Origin of the sequence: Streptomyces sp. MBT65, assembly GCF_016612545.1 — a bacterium.
GTDB lineage: Bacteria > Actinomycetota > Actinomycetes > Streptomycetales > Streptomycetaceae > Streptomyces.
Genome location: NZ_JAENRY010000254.1, coordinates 1 through 17,817 on the forward strand (window position 1 = coordinate 1; position 17,817 = coordinate 17,817).

The 17,817-nt window shown below is 71.3% G+C and carries 18 protein-coding genes and 2 pseudogenes; 10 read left to right on the plus strand and 10 right to left on the minus strand.

Going from position 1 to position 17,817, the window contains the following annotated elements; translation table 11 throughout:
• From JHN63_RS38720 to JHN63_RS38730, 3 genes are all read left to right on the plus strand, one after another.
• On the plus strand, positions 1-824 hold an 824-nt coding region (locus JHN63_RS38720; protein WP_200689793.1), incomplete at its 5' end, for a sortase.
• 36 nt (positions 825-860) lie between these two features.
• Positions 861-1,730: a phosphate ABC transporter ATP-binding protein gene (locus tag JHN63_RS38725; RefSeq protein ID WP_200689794.1), complete on the plus strand. Its 870-nt coding sequence runs from the start codon at positions 861-863 to the stop codon at positions 1,728-1,730.
• Positions 1,727-2,440, plus strand: coding sequence for a hypothetical protein (locus JHN63_RS38730; protein ID WP_200689795.1), 714 nt, complete (start codon positions 1,727-1,729; stop codon positions 2,438-2,440). Before JHN63_RS38725 ends, JHN63_RS38730 begins: the two co-directional genes overlap by 4 nt.
• A 19-nt stretch (positions 2,441-2,459) precedes the next feature.
• Here the strand turns inward: JHN63_RS38730 and JHN63_RS38735 are convergent.
• The 3 genes and pseudogenes from JHN63_RS38735 to JHN63_RS38745 form a co-directional block, all read right to left on the minus strand.
• Positions 2,460-3,727, minus strand: a pseudogene (locus tag JHN63_RS38735) (phospho-sugar mutase).
• 302 nt (positions 3,728-4,029) lie between these two features.
• Positions 4,030-4,854, minus strand: coding sequence for a purine-nucleoside phosphorylase (locus JHN63_RS38740; RefSeq protein WP_200689796.1), 825 nt, complete (start codon positions 4,852-4,854; stop codon positions 4,030-4,032).
• A gap of 139 nt (positions 4,855-4,993) precedes the next feature.
• Positions 4,994-5,431: a gamma-glutamylcyclotransferase gene (locus JHN63_RS38745; RefSeq protein ID WP_200689797.1), complete on the minus strand. Its 438-nt coding sequence runs from the start codon at positions 5,429-5,431 to the stop codon at positions 4,994-4,996.
• A 105-nt stretch (positions 5,432-5,536) separates the two neighbouring features.
• On the opposite strand from JHN63_RS38745, the gene JHN63_RS38750 reads away from it, so the two are divergent.
• Positions 5,537-6,985 (plus strand): NAD(P)H-quinone dehydrogenase, encoded by a 1,449-nt coding sequence (locus JHN63_RS38750; protein WP_200689798.1) that lies wholly within the window; start codon positions 5,537-5,539, stop codon positions 6,983-6,985.
• Between the two features lie 164 nt (positions 6,986-7,149).
• Positions 7,150-8,115: a DeoR/GlpR family DNA-binding transcription regulator gene (locus JHN63_RS38755; protein ID WP_200689799.1), complete on the plus strand. Its 966-nt coding sequence runs from the start codon at positions 7,150-7,152 to the stop codon at positions 8,113-8,115.
• A 125-nt stretch (positions 8,116-8,240) separates the two neighbouring features.
• Here the strand turns inward: JHN63_RS38755 and JHN63_RS38760 are convergent, their stop codons facing one another.
• Both JHN63_RS38760 and JHN63_RS38765 read right to left on the minus strand, forming a co-directional pair.
• Positions 8,241-8,816, minus strand: a complete 576-nt coding sequence (locus tag JHN63_RS38760; protein ID WP_200689800.1) for a TetR/AcrR family transcriptional regulator — start codon at positions 8,814-8,816, stop codon at positions 8,241-8,243.
• Between the two features lie 111 nt (positions 8,817-8,927).
• Positions 8,928-10,700, minus strand: a complete 1,773-nt coding sequence (locus JHN63_RS38765) for a biotin carboxylase N-terminal domain-containing protein (RefSeq protein WP_200689801.1) — start codon at positions 10,698-10,700, stop codon at positions 8,928-8,930.
• 337 nt (positions 10,701-11,037) lie between these two features.
• Here JHN63_RS38765 and JHN63_RS38770 point away from each other — a divergent pair, with 337 nt between their 5' ends.
• Positions 11,038-11,514 (plus strand): hypothetical protein, encoded by a 477-nt coding sequence (locus JHN63_RS38770; protein WP_200689802.1) that lies wholly within the window; start codon positions 11,038-11,040, stop codon positions 11,512-11,514.
• Between the two features lie 41 nt (positions 11,515-11,555).
• Here JHN63_RS38770 and JHN63_RS38775 read toward each other — a convergent pair whose 3' ends face one another.
• From JHN63_RS38775 to JHN63_RS38785, 4 genes are all read right to left on the minus strand, one after another.
• Positions 11,556-12,176: a nucleoside triphosphate pyrophosphatase gene (locus tag JHN63_RS38775; RefSeq protein WP_200689803.1), complete on the minus strand. Its 621-nt coding sequence runs from the start codon at positions 12,174-12,176 to the stop codon at positions 11,556-11,558.
• 31 nt (positions 12,177-12,207) lie between these two features.
• Positions 12,208-12,336 carry a morphogenic membrane protein MmpB gene (gene mmpB, locus JHN63_RS54080; RefSeq protein WP_267953850.1) on the minus strand — a complete coding sequence of 43 codons (129 nt, stop codon included), beginning with the start codon at positions 12,334-12,336 and terminating at the stop codon, positions 12,208-12,210.
• A gap of 134 nt (positions 12,337-12,470) precedes the next feature.
• Positions 12,471-12,680: an acyl-CoA carboxylase subunit epsilon gene (locus JHN63_RS38780; protein ID WP_200689804.1), complete on the minus strand. Its 210-nt coding sequence runs from the start codon at positions 12,678-12,680 to the stop codon at positions 12,471-12,473.
• A 10-nt stretch (positions 12,681-12,690) separates the two neighbouring features.
• Entirely contained in the window at positions 12,691-14,292 is a 1,602-nt protein-coding gene (locus JHN63_RS38785) for an acyl-CoA carboxylase subunit beta (RefSeq protein ID WP_200689805.1), read from the minus strand.
• A 111-nt stretch (positions 14,293-14,403) separates the two neighbouring features.
• Between JHN63_RS38785 and JHN63_RS38790 the strand changes: the two genes are divergently transcribed.
• Together JHN63_RS38790 and JHN63_RS38795 are read left to right on the plus strand one after the other, a co-directional pair.
• A complete protein-coding gene (locus tag JHN63_RS38790; protein WP_200689806.1) occupies positions 14,404-15,267 on the plus strand; it encodes a biotin--[acetyl-CoA-carboxylase] ligase in 864 nt (287 codons plus the stop codon).
• 118 nt (positions 15,268-15,385) lie between these two features.
• Complete coding sequence (locus JHN63_RS38795; protein ID WP_200689807.1) at positions 15,386-16,513, plus strand: adenylate/guanylate cyclase domain-containing protein; 1,128 nt, start codon at positions 15,386-15,388, stop codon at positions 16,511-16,513.
• A gap of 6 nt (positions 16,514-16,519) precedes the next feature.
• Here the strand turns inward: JHN63_RS38795 and JHN63_RS38800 are convergent, their stop codons facing one another.
• Complete coding sequence (locus tag JHN63_RS38800) at positions 16,520-16,954, minus strand: ester cyclase (protein WP_200689808.1); 435 nt, start codon at positions 16,952-16,954, stop codon at positions 16,520-16,522.
• 88 nt (positions 16,955-17,042) lie between these two features.
• Between JHN63_RS38800 and JHN63_RS38805 the strand changes: the two genes are divergently transcribed.
• Together JHN63_RS38805 and JHN63_RS38810 are read left to right on the plus strand one after the other, a co-directional pair.
• Positions 17,043-17,675 (plus strand): hypothetical protein, encoded by a 633-nt coding sequence (locus JHN63_RS38805; protein ID WP_200689809.1) that lies wholly within the window; start codon positions 17,043-17,045, stop codon positions 17,673-17,675.
• A 23-nt stretch (positions 17,676-17,698) separates the two neighbouring features.
• Positions 17,699-17,817 (plus strand): annotated as a pseudogene (locus JHN63_RS38810) (enoyl-CoA hydratase); the annotation flags it as partial.

The following is a 17,817-nucleotide window of genomic DNA, read 5'->3' on the forward strand; positions in this document are numbered from 1 at the left end:
TCCCGGGCGTGCTGGAGGTGGCCGACGACCGTGAGGTTCGCGGCGAAGCCGAGCAGCACGGCGGCCACCTCCAGCACGCCCGGGACCAGCGGACGGCGTACGACGAACTGCGCAAGGAACTCGCGCTGGGCACCGCCCCCGTGGGCCAACGCGACTACGAGGGCAAGCTGTTGAAGGCGGGCGCGCCCGTCGCCCTGCTACGTGTCCCCGCCCTCGGCATCAAGGAGGTCGTCGCCGAGGGCACGACCTCCGAGGTGCTGATGTCGGGACCCGGCCACCGCCGGGAGACCCCGCTGCCCGGCCAGTCCGGCACCTCGGTGATCATGGGCCGCCAGTGGGGCTACGGCAGCCCTTTCCTCGCTCTGCACAACCTGCCCGTCGGCGCCCGCATCGAGGTGACCACCGGCCAGACCAAGGCCGTCTACCAGGTCACCGGCAGCCGCCGCGCGGGCGACCCGCTGCCCACCCCCCTCGGCCAGGGACAGGGCCGGCTCACCCTCATCACCGCCACCGGCGGCCCGTACACCCCGAGCGGTGTGCTGCGCGTGGACGCCCGGCTGATCACCCCGGTGCAGGCCAACCCGCCGCGCGATCTGCGCCCCGGCTGGATCGCGGCCTCCGAGGAGGCGCTGGGCGGCGACGACGGCGCCTGGCTGCGGGTCTTCCTTTGGTCCCAGGGCCTGTTGCTCGCCGCCCTGCTCGCCGTGGTCGCCCACCGGGTCTGGGGCCGCTGGCAGACCTGGATCTGCGCGGGCCCGCTGCTGCTGGCGCTGGGCCTCGCCGACTCCGGGGCCATCGTCTCCCTGCTGCCGAACCTGCTCTGAACCACCGGACACCGTACGGGAGTTGACCACACCACCATGTCCACCGACCTCACCGGGAACGCCCCCTCGGACGCGAACCCCGACCTCACCGACACCCTCCTCCAGCCCCCGCTCACCGCCACCGGGCAGGGCCCCGCGAGCCTGCGCGCCGACTCCGTCTCCGCCTGGTTCGCCGACCACAAGGTCCTCGACCGGGTCTCGCTCACCATGCCCGCCCGCGAGGTCACCGCCCTCATCGGCCCCTCGGGCTGCGGCAAGTCGACCTTCCTGCGCATCCTCAACCGCATGCACGAACTGATCGGCTCCGCCTCGCTGGCCGGCCGGGTCCTGCTCGACGACGAGGACATCTACGACCGCGGCCGCCGCATCACCCACGCCCGCCGCCAGATCGGCATGGTCTTCCAGAAGCCGAACCCCTTCCCCGCCATGTCGATCTACGACAACGTCCTCGCCGGCCTCAAGCTCAACGCCATCAAGGCCACCCGCGACGGCAAGGACGACCTGGTCGAGGAGTGCCTGATCAAGGCCGGCCTGTGGAAGGAGGTCAAGGACCGCCTCCGCCAGCCCGGCGGCGCCCTCTCCGGCGGCCAGCAGCAACGCCTGTGCATCGCACGGTCGTTGGCGGTACGGCCCCGGGTGCTGCTGATGGACGAACCCTGCTCGGCGCTCGACCCGACCTCCACCCGGCGCATCGAGGAGACCATCGCGGAACTCAAGTCCGAGGTCACGATCGTCATCGTCACCCACAACATGCAGCAGGCCGCCCGCGTCTCCGACAGCTGCGCCTTCTTCCTCGCCTCGCAGAACACCCCGGGCGTGATCGTCGAGCACGGCGACACCCAGGCGATGTTCAACTCGCCCCAGGACGAACGGACTTCGGACTACGTGAACGGACGGTTCGGATGACGGCACGGCGGGGCGCGGGCGTGGCCGCCGGCGCGGCCACGGCGATCCTGCTCCTCGCCGGCTGCGGGACGGGGGCGGGGGTCACTCACACCGAGGCCGGCCCGACACCCACGGCGATCACCCGGGTCTCCGCGGCACCCCTACCGGTGCCCTCGGCACCCGCGCCCCGGTCCACCACCGCACCGAACCCCCGGACACCGAAGCCGGACCCGCGGACCCCCTCCCCGAGCGCCTCCGACAGCCGGGTCCCCGGCCCGGACCTGTCCCGCCGCCTGCCGCGCACATCCCCGCGCCCCACCCGGTCCACCGCGCCGAACACCGACACGGCGACGACCGGACGCCCCACGTCCACGACGATCCGTATCGGCGACTGGTCCTCGACCGTCGTCCGGGGCGATCAGGCGGAGGTCGACGCCTGCCGGCACGCCGTGCAGTGGACGGGCCCCAACATCGGCACCGAGGACGGCTACGAACTGCGGACCGTGGTGATCGTCGGCCACGACTACTGCGGCTTCGACCGCTTCGCCACGCTCCGCGTCGGCACCAAGGTCACCATCAACTCCCCCCGCGGCACCTGGAGATACACGGTCTACGCGCACTACGTCACCCCGGGCCGGGGCGTGCCCGCCGCCGGCCTCTACTGGGGCGACCTCACCCTCCAGTCCTGCGTGGGACCGGACACGGGGTTCAGCTACCTGGTGCGTGACTGAACCCCGTGCACCCGGGACCTCAGATACCTGCCGCCGCCGACAGGTCCCGCTTGATCGTCGCGAGGGTCTCGGCGGCCTGTGCGCGGGCCGCCGGGAGATAGGCGTGCGCGGCGACGGGGACCACGACCTCCAGGTAGCACTTCAGTTTGGGCTCGGTGCCGCTGGGCCGGACGATGACCCGGGCACCGTCGAGCGTGTAGCGCAGCCCGTCGGTGGGCGGGAGGGTCTCCGTACCCTCCGTCAGATCCTCGGCCTTCGTAACAGCCAGCCCCGCGAGGCGAGTCGGCGGCCGCTCGCGCAACCGCCGCATGGCGTCCGCGATGACGGACAGCTCCTCGACCCGCACCGACAGCTGATCGGTGGCGTGCAGACCGTGCTCCACGGCGAGATCGTCGAGGAGGCCGAGCAGATCGCGCCCCTCCGCCTTCAGCTCGGACGCCAGCTCGGTGATGAGCAGGGCGGCGGTGATGCCGTCCTTGTCGCGCACACCGTCGGGGTCGACGCAGTAGCCGAGGGCCTCCTCATAGCCGTAGCGAAGCCCCTCCACCCGGGCGATCCACTTGAAGCCGGTGAGGGTCTCCTCGTAGGGGAGGCCCGCCTTCTCGGCGATACGGCCGAGGAGGGACGAGGAGACGATCGACTCGGCGAAGGTGCCTCGGCGAAGGTGGCGCGGGCGGGCGCGGGCGAACGCGGCCAGCAGCACGTCCTTGCCGACGCCGTGCATCGCCGTGTAGACGGTGCGGGCGGTGCGGGGGGAGGCGGGGGCCAGGACGGCGTCCGTGCGGGCGAGATAGGCGTCCAGGACGGCGTCGTCGAGGATTTCCCAGCCGCTGTCGGGGCGGGGTACGTCGTGCAGTGAGCGGACCGCCTCGATCTCGGCGGCGATCTCCGCGTCGGCCGGGGGCACGATCTGGGAGCCGTCGCCGAGGTAGACCTTGTAGCCGTTGTCCCGGGGCGGGTTGTGGCTGGCGGTGACCTCCACGCCCGCGATCGCGCCCAAGTGCCGTATGGCGAAGGCGAGTACGGGGGTGGGGAGGGGGCGGGGCAGTACGGCGGCGCGCAGCCCCGCGCCGACCATCACGGCGGCGGTGTCGCGGTCCGCATGGGCCCGGCGCCGAGCTCGCCCCGGAGACCGGCGGTGCCGAACTGGAGCGTCCCGCGGAAGCGCTCCGCGAGCTCGGCGACGTCCCCGGCGTCGATGAGCTTGGCGAGCTCGTCACGGGTGTCCGCGTCGGGGTCCTCGCCGAGCCAGGTCCTGGCCCGCGCGATGAGTTCGTCGTCGTACACGTCCGGTCAGCCTTTCGTGGGGTGGTGGGTCGGTTCTTCTGGGTCCTGGTTCCGGAGAGCGCACGGTTTGCTGCGCCGGCTTTCCGGCTCCGGGGACGACCGGTCGCGCTCGTGTCCACTTCCTGCCGTTCCCGGCTCCGGGGACGGCCGGTCGTGTCCGCTTTCCGCCGTTCCCGCCGTTCCCGCCGTTCCTGGTTCTGGAGACGGCCGGTCGTGTCCGTTTCCCGCCCCACCGAGACGCCCTGCTTCTGCGTCGACTTCTTGACCCGGCGAGTCGGGTGGGTGGGAAAGCAGTTCGGTGGCTACAGCCGGCCGAGCACCTGGGCCAACAGGGACCCCATCTGTGTGGCGGAATCCCGGCCCGCCTGGAGAACCTCCTCGTGGTTCAGCGGCTCACCCGTCATCCCCGCGGCGAGGTTCGTCACCAGGGAGATACCCAGCACCTCCGCACCCGCCTCACGCGCAGCGATCGCCTCCAGCACCGTCGACATCCCCACCAGGTCCGCCCCGATCACCCGAGCCATGCGGATCTCGGCGGGAGTCTCGTAGTGCGGCCCGGGGAACTGGGCGTAGACACCCTCCTCCAACGCCGGGTCGATCTCCTTGCACAGCGCCCGCAGCCGAGGCGAGTACAGATCGGTCAGGTCCACGAAATTCGCGCCGACGATCGGAGACGTGGCCGTGAGATTGATGTGGTCGCTGATCAGCACCGGCTGCCCCGGCCGCATCCCCTCGCGGAGCCCCCCGCAGCCGTTGGTCAGCACGATGGTCTTGCAGCCCGCGGCGACGGCCGTACGCACGCCGTGCGCGACGGCGGCGACCCCGCGGCCCTCGTAGTAGTGGGTGCGCCCGAGAAAGACCAGCGCGCGCTTGTCACCGATGCCGTACGAGCGGATGCGCCCACCGTGGCCCTCGACGGCCGGCGGCGGGAAGCCGGGCAGCTCGGTGACGGGGAAGTCGGCCGCGGGGACGCCGAGGGCGTCGACGGCCGGTCCCCAGCCGGAGCCCATCACAAGGGCGACGTCGTGGGTCTCGGCGCCCGTCAGTTCGCGCAGGCGCGTGGCGGCGGCGTCAGCGGCGGCATGGGGGTCGCCCTGGATGTCGTCCGGAAGAAGAGATGCGTTCACGCCGATGAGCGTAGCCGGTCTGGGCCTACGCGCGTAGATGACAGAGCGCACGGGATGGCGATCGTTGTCTTGTCGTTTCCAACGAGACCTGTGACGGGCGTTATGTGTGGGAAACCCTCAGCGGATCCGGGGGGAACCCTCAGCAGGGCCGTTTCCGCAGCTCCATCACATAGTCGTGCGGCGCCCCGGCGGACTCGGCGGCATCGGCCAGCTCGCCCAGATAACGAGCCGACGGCAGTCCCCCCTCGTACCCGTTCAGGACGTACACCCAAGCGGGTTCCTCGCCCTCCAGGGTGTGCACCCGGACCCGCATGCGCCGGTAGACGTCGAGGCCGACGCCCTCCCACCGGTCCATGGACTCCTCGTCGGGCGGCGCGATCTCGTACAGCGCGATGAAGACCTGCGAGCGCGGCGCCTCCACGATCGTCGCGAGCGCACCCTCCCAACCCATGTGCTCGCCGCCGAAGGTCAGCCGCCACCCGTTCAGCCAGCCCGTGGCGCGCAACGGCGAGTGCGGGGCGCGGCGGGTCATCAGCCGCGCGTCGAGATTGCCGGCGTACGCGGCGTAGAGCGACATGCTCCGAGAGTACGGCAGCGAACCCACCCGCCACTCCCGTAACCGCGGGTACCCGGGGACACCCCCGTCGCCCCCGGGCGGAAGCACCTTGAAGCGTGCGGGACAATGGGGTACGTGACTCGGATCGTGATCATCGGTGGCGGACCCGGCGGCTATGAAGCGGCGCTGGTGGCAGCGCAGCTCGGCGCGGAGGTGACCGTCGTCGACTGCGACGGTCTGGGCGGGGCGTCGGTGCTGACCGACTGCGTGCCGTCGAAGACCCTTATCGCGACGGCCGAGGTGATGACCACCTTCGACTCGTCGTACGAGGAGCTGGGGATCATCGTCGCCGACGACACCCCACCTCTGGAGCAGGCCGCCAGGGTCGTGGGCGTGGACCTCGGCAAGGTGAACCGCCGTGTGAAGCGGCTCGCGCTCGCCCAGTCGCACGACATCACCGCGTCCGTGACCCGGGCCGGCGCCCGTGTCATGCGCGGCCGGGGCCGGCTCGACGGCATGCAGGCGATCGACGGTTCCCGCAAGGTCATCGTGCGCGCGGCCGACGGCACCGAGGAGACCCTCGTCGCGGACGCCGTCCTCATCGCGACCGGCGGCCACCCCCGCGAGCTGGACGACGCCCGCCCCGACGGCGAGCGCATCCTGAACTGGACCCAGGTCTACGACCTGACCGAACTCCCCGAAGAGCTGATCGTGGTCGGTTCCGGTGTCACCGGCGCCGAGTTCGCCGGCGCCTACCAGGCCCTCGGCTCCAAGGTCACCCTCGTGTCGTCCCGCGACCGCGTCCTGCCCGGCGAGGACCCGGACGCCGCCGCCGTACTCGAAGACGTCTTCCGGCGCCGCGGCATGAACGTCATGGCCCGCTCCCGCGCCCAGTCCGCCAAGCGCGTCGGCGACAAGGTCGAGGTCGTCCTCGCCGACGGCCGCGTCATCACCGGCTCGCACTGCCTGATGGCCGTCGGCGCCATCCCGAACTCCGCGGGCATGGGCCTGGAGGAGGCGGGCGTCAGGCTGCGCGACTCGGGCCACATCTGGACCGACAAGGTCTCGCGTACGACCGCCCCGGGCGTGTACGCCGCCGGTGACGTCACCGGCATCTTCGCGCTCGCCTCGGTGGCCGCGATGCAGGGCCGTATCGCGATGTACCACTTCCTGGGCGACGCGGTGGCCCCCCTCAACCTGAAGACGGTCTCCTCGAACGTCTTCACCGACCCCGAGATCGCGACCGTCGGCTACAGCCAGGCCGACGTCGACGCCGGCAAGATCGACGCCCGCGTCGTCAAGCTCCCGCTGCTCCGCAACCCGCGCGCGAAGATGCAGGGCATCCGGGACGGCTTCGTCAAGATCTTCTGCCGTCCGGGCACCGGCATCATCGTCGGCGGTGTGGTCGTGGCGCCCCGCGCCTCGGAACTGATCCACCCCATCTCGATCGCCGTCGACAACAACCTGACGGTCGAACAGATCGCGAACGCCTTCACCGTCTACCCGTCTCTTTCGGGCTCGATCGCCGAGGTGGCCCGGCAACTGCACACGCGCAAGGCGACGGGCGAAGTCTGACCCGAAGTGGACTCCCCGCTGGTCACGGGGAGTTGTCGACCATTCGTACGGCATAGGCGGCGAGACTAGGCCCTATACCACTTCCCGTCCTGCTGTACGAACAACTTCCGTTATTCGGCGCAAACACCTGAAAGCAGACGGTCGTTGGGGTTACTGTCAGTTTCGTGTTCGCTGCAGAACGTCGCCAATTGATCCTCGAAATGGTGCGAGCGAATGGGGCCGTATCGCTCCGTGAGCTCGCCCGCGTCGTCCAGACCTCCGAAGTGACCGTACGGCGGGACGTGCGCGCACTGGAGGCAGAAGGACTCCTCGACCGCCGGCATGGCGGTGCGGTATTGCCGGGCGGGTTCACGCGGGAGTCCGGCTTTCCGCAGAAATCTCATCTCGCGACCGCCGAGAAGACGGCCATCGCCGATCTCGCCGCCAGCTTCGTCGAAGAGGGCGAGGCCATCGTGGTCGGGGCGGGTACCACCACCCAGGAGCTGGCCCGCCGGCTCGCCCGGGTGCCCGGACTGACCGTCGTCACCAACTCCCTTTTGGTGGCCCAGGCGTTGGCCCATGCCAACCGCGTGGAGGTCGTGATGACCGGCGGCACCCTGCGCGGTTCCAACTACGCGCTGGTGGGCAGCGGGGCCGAGCAGTCCCTCCAGGGGCTGCGCGTCTCCCGGGCCTTCCTCTCCGGGAGCGGGCTCACCGCCGAGCGCGGGCTGTCCACGTCCAACATGCTGTCGGCGTCCGTCGACCGGGCCCTGGTCCAGGCGGCCGCCGAGGTCGTCGTCCTCGCCGACCACACCAAGTTGGGCACGGACACCATGTTCCAGACCGTGCCCACGGACGTGATCACCCGCCTCGTCACCGACGAGCCCCCGCCCCACGACGACCGCGCGGGAACGGAGTTGCAGGCCCTGGCCGACCAGGGGGTGCAGATCGCCGTGGCCGGCGCATCGGGAAACCAGGGGGGTGAACAGCCCCCGACCCGGGACCAACGCCGCCGAGACGTACCCCTGCCGGCCCCACGACGGGGCCAAGTACCGGGCGGGGGACCGGGGTTGCGCGCGGCGGGCGTACTCGCCGGGGAGTCACCGGAGCGGGAGCGCGCGGCGAGGGTGGCGGATCTGCGCAGGCGCTGATCGCATCGCCGGCGGGTGCGGTTTCTGGTGCGATTCCGGGTGCGGTTTTGGGGTGCGGCGACGTCGTTGCCGGTCGCGCCCACGCGGCGGAGCCGCACAGCGATACGGCCCCGCACCCCTGGGAGTTACGGCTTGAGCCCGCGCAACGTCAACGTCAGCAATCTGTCCGCCAGTTCGGGATCCCCGGGGTTCCCCTCCGCCGCGAGGGCGATCGCGTGGGTCAGCTGAAGCAGGTCGCCGATCTCGACATCACCGCGCACATCACCGGCGGTCTGCGCCCGGCCGAGCAACGCACCCCCCGCCTCCCGGATGGGGCTGCTGCACCGGGCCAGGGCAGACGTCTCGTCCTGGCCCGCCGCCATCAACGCCCGGGCCAGCCCCCGGTACTCACCCGCGTGCGCCACCATCTCCCGCAGCCAGCTCACCAGAGCCACACACGGCTGCGGCGCGGACAGCAACTCCCGTGACCGCGCGAGGAGTTCACCCACCGCGTCCTCGAAGACCGCACTCATCAGGGACTGCCGGTTGGGGAAGTGGCGATACAGCGTGCCGATCCCGACCCCCGCCCGCCGTGCCACGTCCTCCAGGGACGCGTCCGTACCGTGCGCGGCGAAGCACACCCGGGCCTCGGTGACCAGCCGCTCGTAGTTGCGCCGGGCGTCGGCACGCAGCCCCGCCGGCGGCCCGCCCGCACTGGCCATGGGTCCCACCCGCCCTCCTCGGCGCGCTGCCGCACCGTCCCGTCACATTACAGAGGTGCCCGGCGCACAGGCTGTCCCTGTCCGCCGGGCACCTCCGGACGTGCGGTCGGATCAGTCCTTGATCTCGCAGATCGCGGCGCCGGACGTGATGGACGCACCGACCTCCGCGCCGAGTCCCTTGACCGTCCCGGACTTGTGCGCGTTCAGGGGCTGTTCCATCTTCATCGCCTCGAGTACGACGATGAGGTCGCCCTCCTTGACCTCCTGGCCCTCCTCGACCGCGACCTTGACGATCGTGCCCTGCATCGGCGAGGCGAGGGTGTCGCCGGAGGCGACGGGGCCGGACTTCTTGGCCGCGCGGCGCTTGGGCTTGGCGCCCGCCGCGAGGCCGGTGCGGGCCAGCGACATGCCGAGCGAGACCGGGAGGGAGACCTCCAGGCGCTTGCCGCCGACCTCGACGACGATCGTCTCGCGGTCCGCGTCCTCGTCCGCCTCGGCGTCCGTGGGGGCCGCGAAGGGCTTGATCTCGTTGACGAACTCGGTCTCGATCCAGCGGGTGTGGACCGTGAACGGCTCGGCGGAGCCGGTGAGTTCGGGGGCGAACGCCGGGTCCTTCACCACCGCGCGGTGGAACGGGATCGCGGTCGCCATGCCCTCGACCTGGAACTCGTCCAGCGCACGGGCCGCCCGCTGGAGCGCCTGCTCGCGGGTCGCGCCCGTGACGATCAGCTTGGCCAGCAGCGAGTCCCAGGCCGGACCGATGACCGAGCCCGACTCGACACCGGCGTCCAGCCGGACACCCGGACCGGTCGGCGCCGCGAACGTGGTGACGGTGCCGGGCGCGGGCAGGAAGCCGCGGCCCGGGTCCTCGCCGTTGATGCGGAACTCGAAGGAGTGGCCGCGCAGTTCGGGGTCGCCGTAGCCGAGTTCCTCGCCGTCGGCGATGCGGAACATCTCGCGGACGAGGTCGATGCCGGCGACCTCCTCGGTGACCGGGTGCTCCACCTGGAGGCGGGTGTTGACCTCCAGGAAGGAGATCGTGCCGTCCTGGCCGACGAGGAACTCGACGGTCCCGGCGCCGACATAGCCGGCCTCCTTGAGGATCGCCTTGGAGGAGGCGTACAGCTCGGCGACCTGGGCCTCGGAGAGGAACGGCGCGGGCGCCTCCTCGACCAGCTTCTGGTGCCGGCGCTGGAGCGAGCAGTCACGCGTGGACACGACGACCACGTTGCCGTGGGAGTCGGCCAGGCACTGCGTCTCCACATGCCGCGGCTTGTCGAGATACCGCTCGACGAAGCACTCGCCGCGACCGAAGGCGGCGACCGCCTCGCGCACCGCGGAGTCGTACAGCTCGGGAACCTCTTCGAGCGTGCGGGCCACCTTCAGACCGCGACCGCCGCCACCGAAGGCGGCCTTGATCGCGATGGGCAGCCCGTGCTGCTCGGCGAACGCCACGACCTCGTCCGAGCCCGACACCGGGTCCGGCGTACCGGCCACCAGCGGGGCACCGGCGCGCTGGGCGATGTGCCGGGCGGCGACCTTGTCACCGAGGTCCCGGATCGCCTGCGGCGGCGGCCCGATCCAGATCAGGTCCGCGTCGAGCACCGCCTGGGCGAACTCGGCGTTCTCCGACAGGAATCCGTAGCCGGGGTGGATGGCGTCGGCACCGGACTCACGGGCCGCGGCCAGGACCTTGCCGATGTCCAGGTAGCTGCTCGCCGGTGTGTCACCGCCCAGGGCGAACGCCTCATCCGCGGCGCGGACATGCAGAGCGTCCCGGTCCGGGTCGGCGTATACGGCCACGCTCGCGATCCCGGCGTCCCGGCAGGCCCGGGCTACGCGGACAGCGATTTCGCCACGATTGGCGATGAGCACCTTGCGCACGATTGAGGCTCCCTCCTTGAAACAAGCCGAGTTTAGGGACTGCCGACACGGCGCATCGACCCGTCCCCAATGGTGAGCTTGCCCACACGGAGCGTGATTCGAGGCTCGCTCGACCCGCGAAATCCCTTGTCGCACCTAGGTGTGCAGGACTCCTCGTGGAAACCCTAGTCCCCTGATGTGGTCAAGGTCTCTGTGAGAGCGTGCCGCGCCCCACTCCGTTTCTTTGTGGAGTCCCTACGAATGGCCCAACGATTCTTTGCCCCCATCACAACCCTTGTCCCGGGGTTTACCCGTTAGTAGCGTTCGGGTTGTCTCGAACGGAAGTGGGTGGGGGCGGGTGGTCCGCAGACCGGTGGCATGGATCGTGGCGATCGTCCTCTTCGCGGAGGCGCTCGGAGTGGCCGCGCTCAACTGGTTCCTCGGGATCGTCGTCGACCGCCAGCAGATGTCCCTGGCCGGGCTCGACCCGGACGCCATGTCCGTGGGCTCCAAGGCCGGCGGCATCGTCTTCGGCCTCTACTTCGCCCTGTGCGGCCTGGTCGCCCTGCTCGTCGCCCTGCGCGACCGGGCCCCGGCCGGCTTCGGCCGCATCCTGCTGATCAGCGTGGCCGTGGTGCACGCCCTGCTGGGCGCCTTCGCGTGGGGCCTGGTGGGCCCGGGAGCGTTCGCGTTCATGGTGGTGGTCCTCGGCCTGGTCGTCCTGCTCCTGATGACCTACGACCGCCTTGAGGGCCCCGCCGGGGAGAGCTCCGAGCCGCCGCCCGGCAAGGACCCGACGCCGGCCCTTCCGCCGACCGCCCCCAGCCCTTCCTGATCACCCGTCGGAGATCACCCGTCAGAGATCCCCCTCGGGGTTCATCCTTCTGAGGGTGTCCACAACTCCGTGATGCCGACGCCCAGTTGGGCCAGCAGTCGGCGAACCAGCGGCAGGCTGATGCCGATCACGTTGCCGTGGTCGCCGTCGATGCCCTCGATGAACGGCGCCGAACGGCCGTCGAGCGTGAACGCCCCGGCGACGTACAGGGGTTCACCGGTGGCGACGTACGCGGCGACCTCGGCGTCGGTCGGCTCGCCGAAGCGGACGACGGTGGACGCGGTGGCCGAGACGTACCGGCCGCTCGTCGTGTCGTGGACACAGTGGCCGGTCTGGAGTGTGCCGGCCCGGCCGCGCATCGCCTTCCAGCGGGCGGTGGCCTCCTCGGCGTCGGCGGGCTTGCCGAGGGCCTCGCCGTCCAGGTCGAGCACGGAGTCGCAGCCGATCACCAGCGCGCCCCGAACCTCCGGTCGGGCGGCCACGACAGAGGCCTTCGCCTCGGCGAGGGCGAGGGCGAGGTCGGCCGGGGTGGGGGCCGAGATCGCGTCCTCGTCCACGCCGCTCACGATCACCTCGGGGTCCAACCCCGCCTGGCGCAGCAGGCCCAGGCGGGCGGGGGACTGGGAGGCGAGCACGAGGCGGCGGCGCGGGTGAGCTGTCATGGGCTCAGGGTATCGGCGTGGTCCTGGGGGCTCACGTCAGGCCGATCACGATCATTGCCAGGACCATCGCGAGTGCCATGAGGATGCCCAGCCGCCGCAACATGAGCTGGGTCTCCCGCAGTTCCTCGGGAGGCTCGTTGTCGGGGTCGGACCACAGCATGGCACCAGCGTGGGGCTTGGCGGGGGGCGGCGCCTGAGTACGGGTACTTAAATCGGTGCCCCGAGTTGTCCTTCCGTGCGCCCACGCGGCGGAGCCGCACATCGACACAGCCCCGCTCCCCTGAAAACGAACCCCTAGCCCGGCCAGAAGGTGCGGGTCCATGCACTTGGCGACGGGTGGGGAAGCCTCGCGCCCGCTATGCGTGACGGGTCGGACCACGCGTCGCGTTGCCTCGGTGCGCCGGGCGGGGTCGCCGATGCCGCCGCGGCGCGTGCCCTGACCACCGCCAGGGCCGCCGCCAACTCCTCCGGGGTCGGGTTGCCCCGGACTACCTTGATTGTCATCGAGGCTCCTCTAGAGGGGGATGTTGCCGTGCTTCTTGGGGGGCAACGACTCGCGCTTGGTGCGGAGTTGGCGTAGGCCCCGGACCACGTGGCGGCGGGTGTCGGAGGGGAGGATCACCGCGTCGATGTAGCCGCGTTCGGCAGCGATGTAGGGGTTGAGGAGGGCGTCCTCGTACTCCTGGATGAGGCGGGCCCGGGTCGCGTCCAGTTCTCCGGCCGCCTCCGCCTCGGCGATCGTGCGGCGGTGCAGGATGTTGACCGCGCCCTGGGCGCCCATGACGGCGATCTGGGCGGTCGGCCAGGCGAGGTTGAGGTCGGCGCCCAGGTGCTTGGAGCCCATGACGTCGTAGGCGCCGCCGAAGGCCTTGCGGGTGATCACCGTGATGAGCGGGACCGTCGCCTCCGCGTACGCGTAGATCAGCTTCGCGCCCCTGCGGATGATGCCGTAGTGCTCCTGGTCGACGCCCGGGAGGAAGCCGGGGACGTCCACGAAGGTGAGGACCGGGACGTTGAACGCGTCGCAGGTGCGGACGAAGCGGGCCGCCTTCTCGGACGCGTCGATGTCGAGGCAACCCGCGAACTGCATGGGCTGGTTGGCGACGATGCCCACCGGGCGGCCCTCCACCCGGCCGAAACCGGTGAGGATGTTCGGCGCGAAGAGGGGCTGTGTCTCGAAGAACTCGGCGTCGTCCAGGACGTGTTCGATCACCGTGTGCATGTCGTACGGCTGGTTCGCGCTGTCCGGGACCAGGGTGTCCAGCTCGCGGTCCTCGTCGGTGAGGGCGAGGTCCGCTTCCTCCGGGAACACCGGGGGTTCGCTGAGGTTGTTGGACGGGAGGTAGGAGAGGAGCTGCTTGACGTACTCGATCGCGTCCTTCTCGTCGCCCGCCATGTGATGGGCCACACCGGAGACCGCGTTGTGGGTGCGCGCGCCGCCCAGTTCCTCGAAGCCCACGTCCTCGCCGGTGACCGTCTTGATGACGTCCGGTCCTGTGATGAACATGTGCGAGGTCTGGTCGACCATCACCGTGAAGTCGGTGATCGCGGGGGAGTACACCGCTCCGCCCGCGCATGGGCCGACGACCAGGCTGATCTGCGGGATCACGCCGCTCGCGTGCGTGTTGCGGCGGAAGATCTCGCCGTACGCGCCGAGCGAGGCCACGCCCTCCTGGATGCGGGCGCCGCCGGAGTCGTTGATGCCGATGACCGGACAGCCCGTCTTCAGCGCGAAGTCCATCACCTTGACGATCTTCTGGCCGTAGACCTCGCCCAGGGCGCCGCCGAAGACCGTGAAGTCCTGGGAGAAGACGGCGATGGGGCGGCCGTCGACCGTGCCGTAGCCGGAGACGACTCCGTCGCCGTAGGGGCGGTTCTTCTCCAGGCCGAAGTCCGTGGAGCGGTGCCGGGTCAGCTCGTCGAACTCGACGAAGGAGCCCTCGTCTAGAAGCAGCTCGATGCGCTCACGGGCCGTCAACTTGCCCTTGGCGTGCTGTTTTTCGACCGCACGTTCCGAGCCCGCGTGCGTCGCTTCCTGGATGCGGCGCTGAAGATCCGCGATCTTCCCGGCGGTTGTGTGGATGTCGATCTCTTGAGGCGCTTCCGGCTCGGACATCGGGATTGCGGCTCCCTGCCTGCTCAAAAGGGGGGACGGTTACTCATTCGTAGAGTAGTGGCGGGCCTACCGATCGGCAGTGCGGCGTACAACACACCTAGGGTGGCTTGCATGACGCCGCGAGATGCCTCAGACGACAGCAGCCGTTGGTCCGATCTGGAACGGCCGCCCCTCAACGCGGGCGCGCTGCGCCGCGGACTGGTGCGGGCGGGCGGGCTGTGGACCGGCGTGGAGGTCGTGCAGTCCACCGGGTCCACCAACTCCGACCTCGTCGCCCTGGCCGCCGCCGGCAAGGCGGCCGAGGGCACCGTCCTGGTCGCCGAGGAGCAGACCTCCGGGCGCGGGCGGCTCGACCGGCAGTGGTCGGCACCGGCCCGCTCGGGTCTCTTCTTCTCCGTCCTGCTGGAGCCGGCCGACGTGCCCGTGGCCCGCTGGGGCTGGCTCCCGCTGCTCACCGGTGTCGCCGTCGCCACCGGCCTGTCCCGCTCGGCCGGCGTCGACACGGCACTCAAGTGGCCCAACGACCTCCTGGTCACTGTGGGTGGTGAGGAGCGCAAGGCCGGCGGCATCCTCGCCGAGCGCGCGGGGGACTCCGCCGTGATCGTCGGCGTCGGCATCAACGTCACTCTGCGCGAGGACGAGCTGCCCGTCCCGCAGGCCGCCTCCCTCGCTCTCGCCGGAGCCGTCACCACCGACCGCGATCCCCTCCTGCGGGCCGTTCTGCGGTCCCTGGAGCACTGGTACGACAAGTGGCGCACGGCGGGCGGCGACCCGGCCGCCAGCGGCCTCCAGGAGACGTACGCGGCCGGCTGCTCGACGCTCGGCCGGGTCGTGCGGGCCGAACTGCCCGGGGACCGGTCCCTCACCGGGGAGGCCGTGGCGATCGACGGCGACGGGCGGCTCGTCCTCGCCACGGAGGACGGCGTGCAGGAGCCCGTGGGGGCGGGCGACATCGTCCACCTGCGCCCCGCGTGACCCCGACCGCCCTTGTGGCGGCTCTGTCCGTGTGACTCACGGAGTGAGCTGGCCCACACCTGCCGTAGCATTGGGCCCGGTCGATACCTGACCGTGGCAGATCGGAAGGGCAGCAGGCGTGACCGTCGACGACACGGGCTCCGGCGCGGACGCGGACGGCCGGGTAGCCCCCGATGCCGCCGAGCCCGGCGAGAATCCGCTCGCGCTGCGGCTCGAAGGGCTCATCCTGGGCGCGGAGCGCCGCTACACCCCCTTCCAGGCCGCCCGCACCGCCGGCGTCTCCATGGAGCTGGCGACGCGCTTCTGGCGCGCCATGGGCTTCGCCGACGTCGGCCAGGCCAAGGCGTTCACGGAGGCCGACGTCCTCGCGCTGCGCCGGCTGGCCGGTCTCGTCGAGGCGGGGCTGCTGAGCGAGGCGATGGCCGTGCAGGTGGCCCGCTCCACCGGGCAGACCACCGCCCGGCTGGCCGGCTGGCAGATGGACTCGTTCCTGGAGGGCCTGACCGAGCCCCCGGAGCCGGGCATGTCCCGCACCGAGGTGACGTACCCGATCATCGAGCTGCTGCTCCCCGAACTGGAGGAGTTCCTCGTCTACGTCTGGCGGCGCCAGCTCGCCGCCTCGGCCGGCCGGGTCGTGCAGGCGGGCGACGACGAGGAGATGGTCGACCGGCGGCTCGCCGTGGGCTTCGCCGACCTGGTCGGCTTCACGCGGCTGACCCGCCGCATGGAGGAGGAGGAACTCGGCGAACTCGTCGAGGCCTTCGAGACCACCGCCGCCGACCTGGTGGCCGCGCGCGGCGGCCGGCTCATCAAGACCCTCGGCGACGAGGTCCTCTTCTCGGCGGACGACGCCGGGGTCGCCGCCGAGATCGCGCTGCGTCTCATCGAGACCATGGCGGGCGACGAGACGATGCCCGAACTCCGCGTCGGCATCGCCTTCGGCACGGTGACGACCCGCATGGGCGACGTCTTCGGCACGACGGTCAACCTCGCCTCGCGGCTCACCTCGATAGCTCCCCGCGACGCCGTCCTCGTCGACAGCGCCTTCGCCGAGGAACTCATCCGCAGCGGCGAGGCCCCCGCCTCCGAGGCGGAGGCCGCCGAAGCCGCGGCCGCCGCCGAGAAGGAGGGCGAGGAGCCGCCGACGTACCGCTTCGCGCTCCAGCCGATGTGGCAACGCCCGGTGCGGGGACTGGGAGTTGTCGAGCCCTGGCTCCTCACCCGCCGGGACTCGTCACCGGCGTAGCGCCCGTTACGGGGCGATCCCGAGCTGGCGCAGGATGCCGAGTTCGTCGGGCCGGTTCCAGCGCTCGACGATGTGGTCGTCCCGGACCCTGAAGATGTTGGTCCCGTGCAGGGTCAGGGGGCGGCCCTCGGCCGGGGCGGGCACTCCGAGGAGTTCACCGCGTTGCGTCCCGGCGGCGGTGAAGTGCTCGACGACCAGGTCGTCCTCGGCGATCATCAGGTCCGGTTCGCTGTGCCAGTCGGGACACGCCTCCCGGAACAGCGCGCCTGCGGTGCGGAAGCCTTCACGGTCGCCGGGCCCGTTGAACGGCGGGTCGTGGTCGACGAAGTCCTCGGCGAGGTACGCGTCGACCGCGCCGAGGTCGCCCTGGGTGAAGAGTGCGTCGATGAACGCGCGCACAAGGTCTTTGTTCTTGGCGAGGGTGGTGTCCGATGCGTTCATGTCTTCAGTCTCCCGCCGTCCACAAACCGGCACAAACGGGGTAATAGCGGCTCAATCGCGGTGGACCAGCGGGTCCACGCAGAGCCCGATGATCGGCACGCACAGACCGGGCCGACTCGGCGCCGGGGCAGGGGAGTCGGGAGCCCGGCTCGGGGTCGGAGCCGGTGCCGATGTCGGCGTGGGGGCGGTCGTGGGCGCCGGAGTCGCGGTCGGGTGCGGGGCCGGTGCCTGGGGCTGCGGGGTGTCGGCCGCCGTCCGGGGGGCCGTCGTGGGCGGTGCGGTCGTCGCGTACGGAGTCGGTACGACGCCGGAGGCCGCCGTCGGGGTCGGGCTCGCGGCGCCCATCACCGAGGTCGCGGAGGGGATCGCCGAGGGGATCGCGGCCGGGTCCGCGCTGATGGTGGCGGCCGCGTTGGCCGGGCGGTCGGCGCTCCGGCTCGCCTCGGGGCCGGGCTCCGCCTCCGCCGTGCCCAGGCCGCCGACTCCCGACTGCGAGCAGGATCTTGCGGGGCCGGGGACGGCGGTGTCGGCCCCGGGGGAGCGGCGGCGCTATGTCCGCGGTGTCCTCGGCCCGCTCCGCCTTCGTGGTCGTCGTCACGATCCCTCCCCTGTGGTGTGGCGGACGCACGTTATGCGCTTCTGTGGGCGGTGCGGCGGGAGTTGGGCGGGATGTCACCCGAACGGGGAAGGCCCGTGCGATGATCGGGGCGAGGTCTGTTAACCCACGTTAACCAGGAGGCTGTCATGGGCGAGGAGCGGTCCGAGGCGCGGTTCGGGGAGTTCGTGCTGGTGCGGCGGCACGGGTACGTCGCGGAACTGGTCCTGGACCGGCCGAAGGCCATGAACGCGGTCTCCACGGCGAT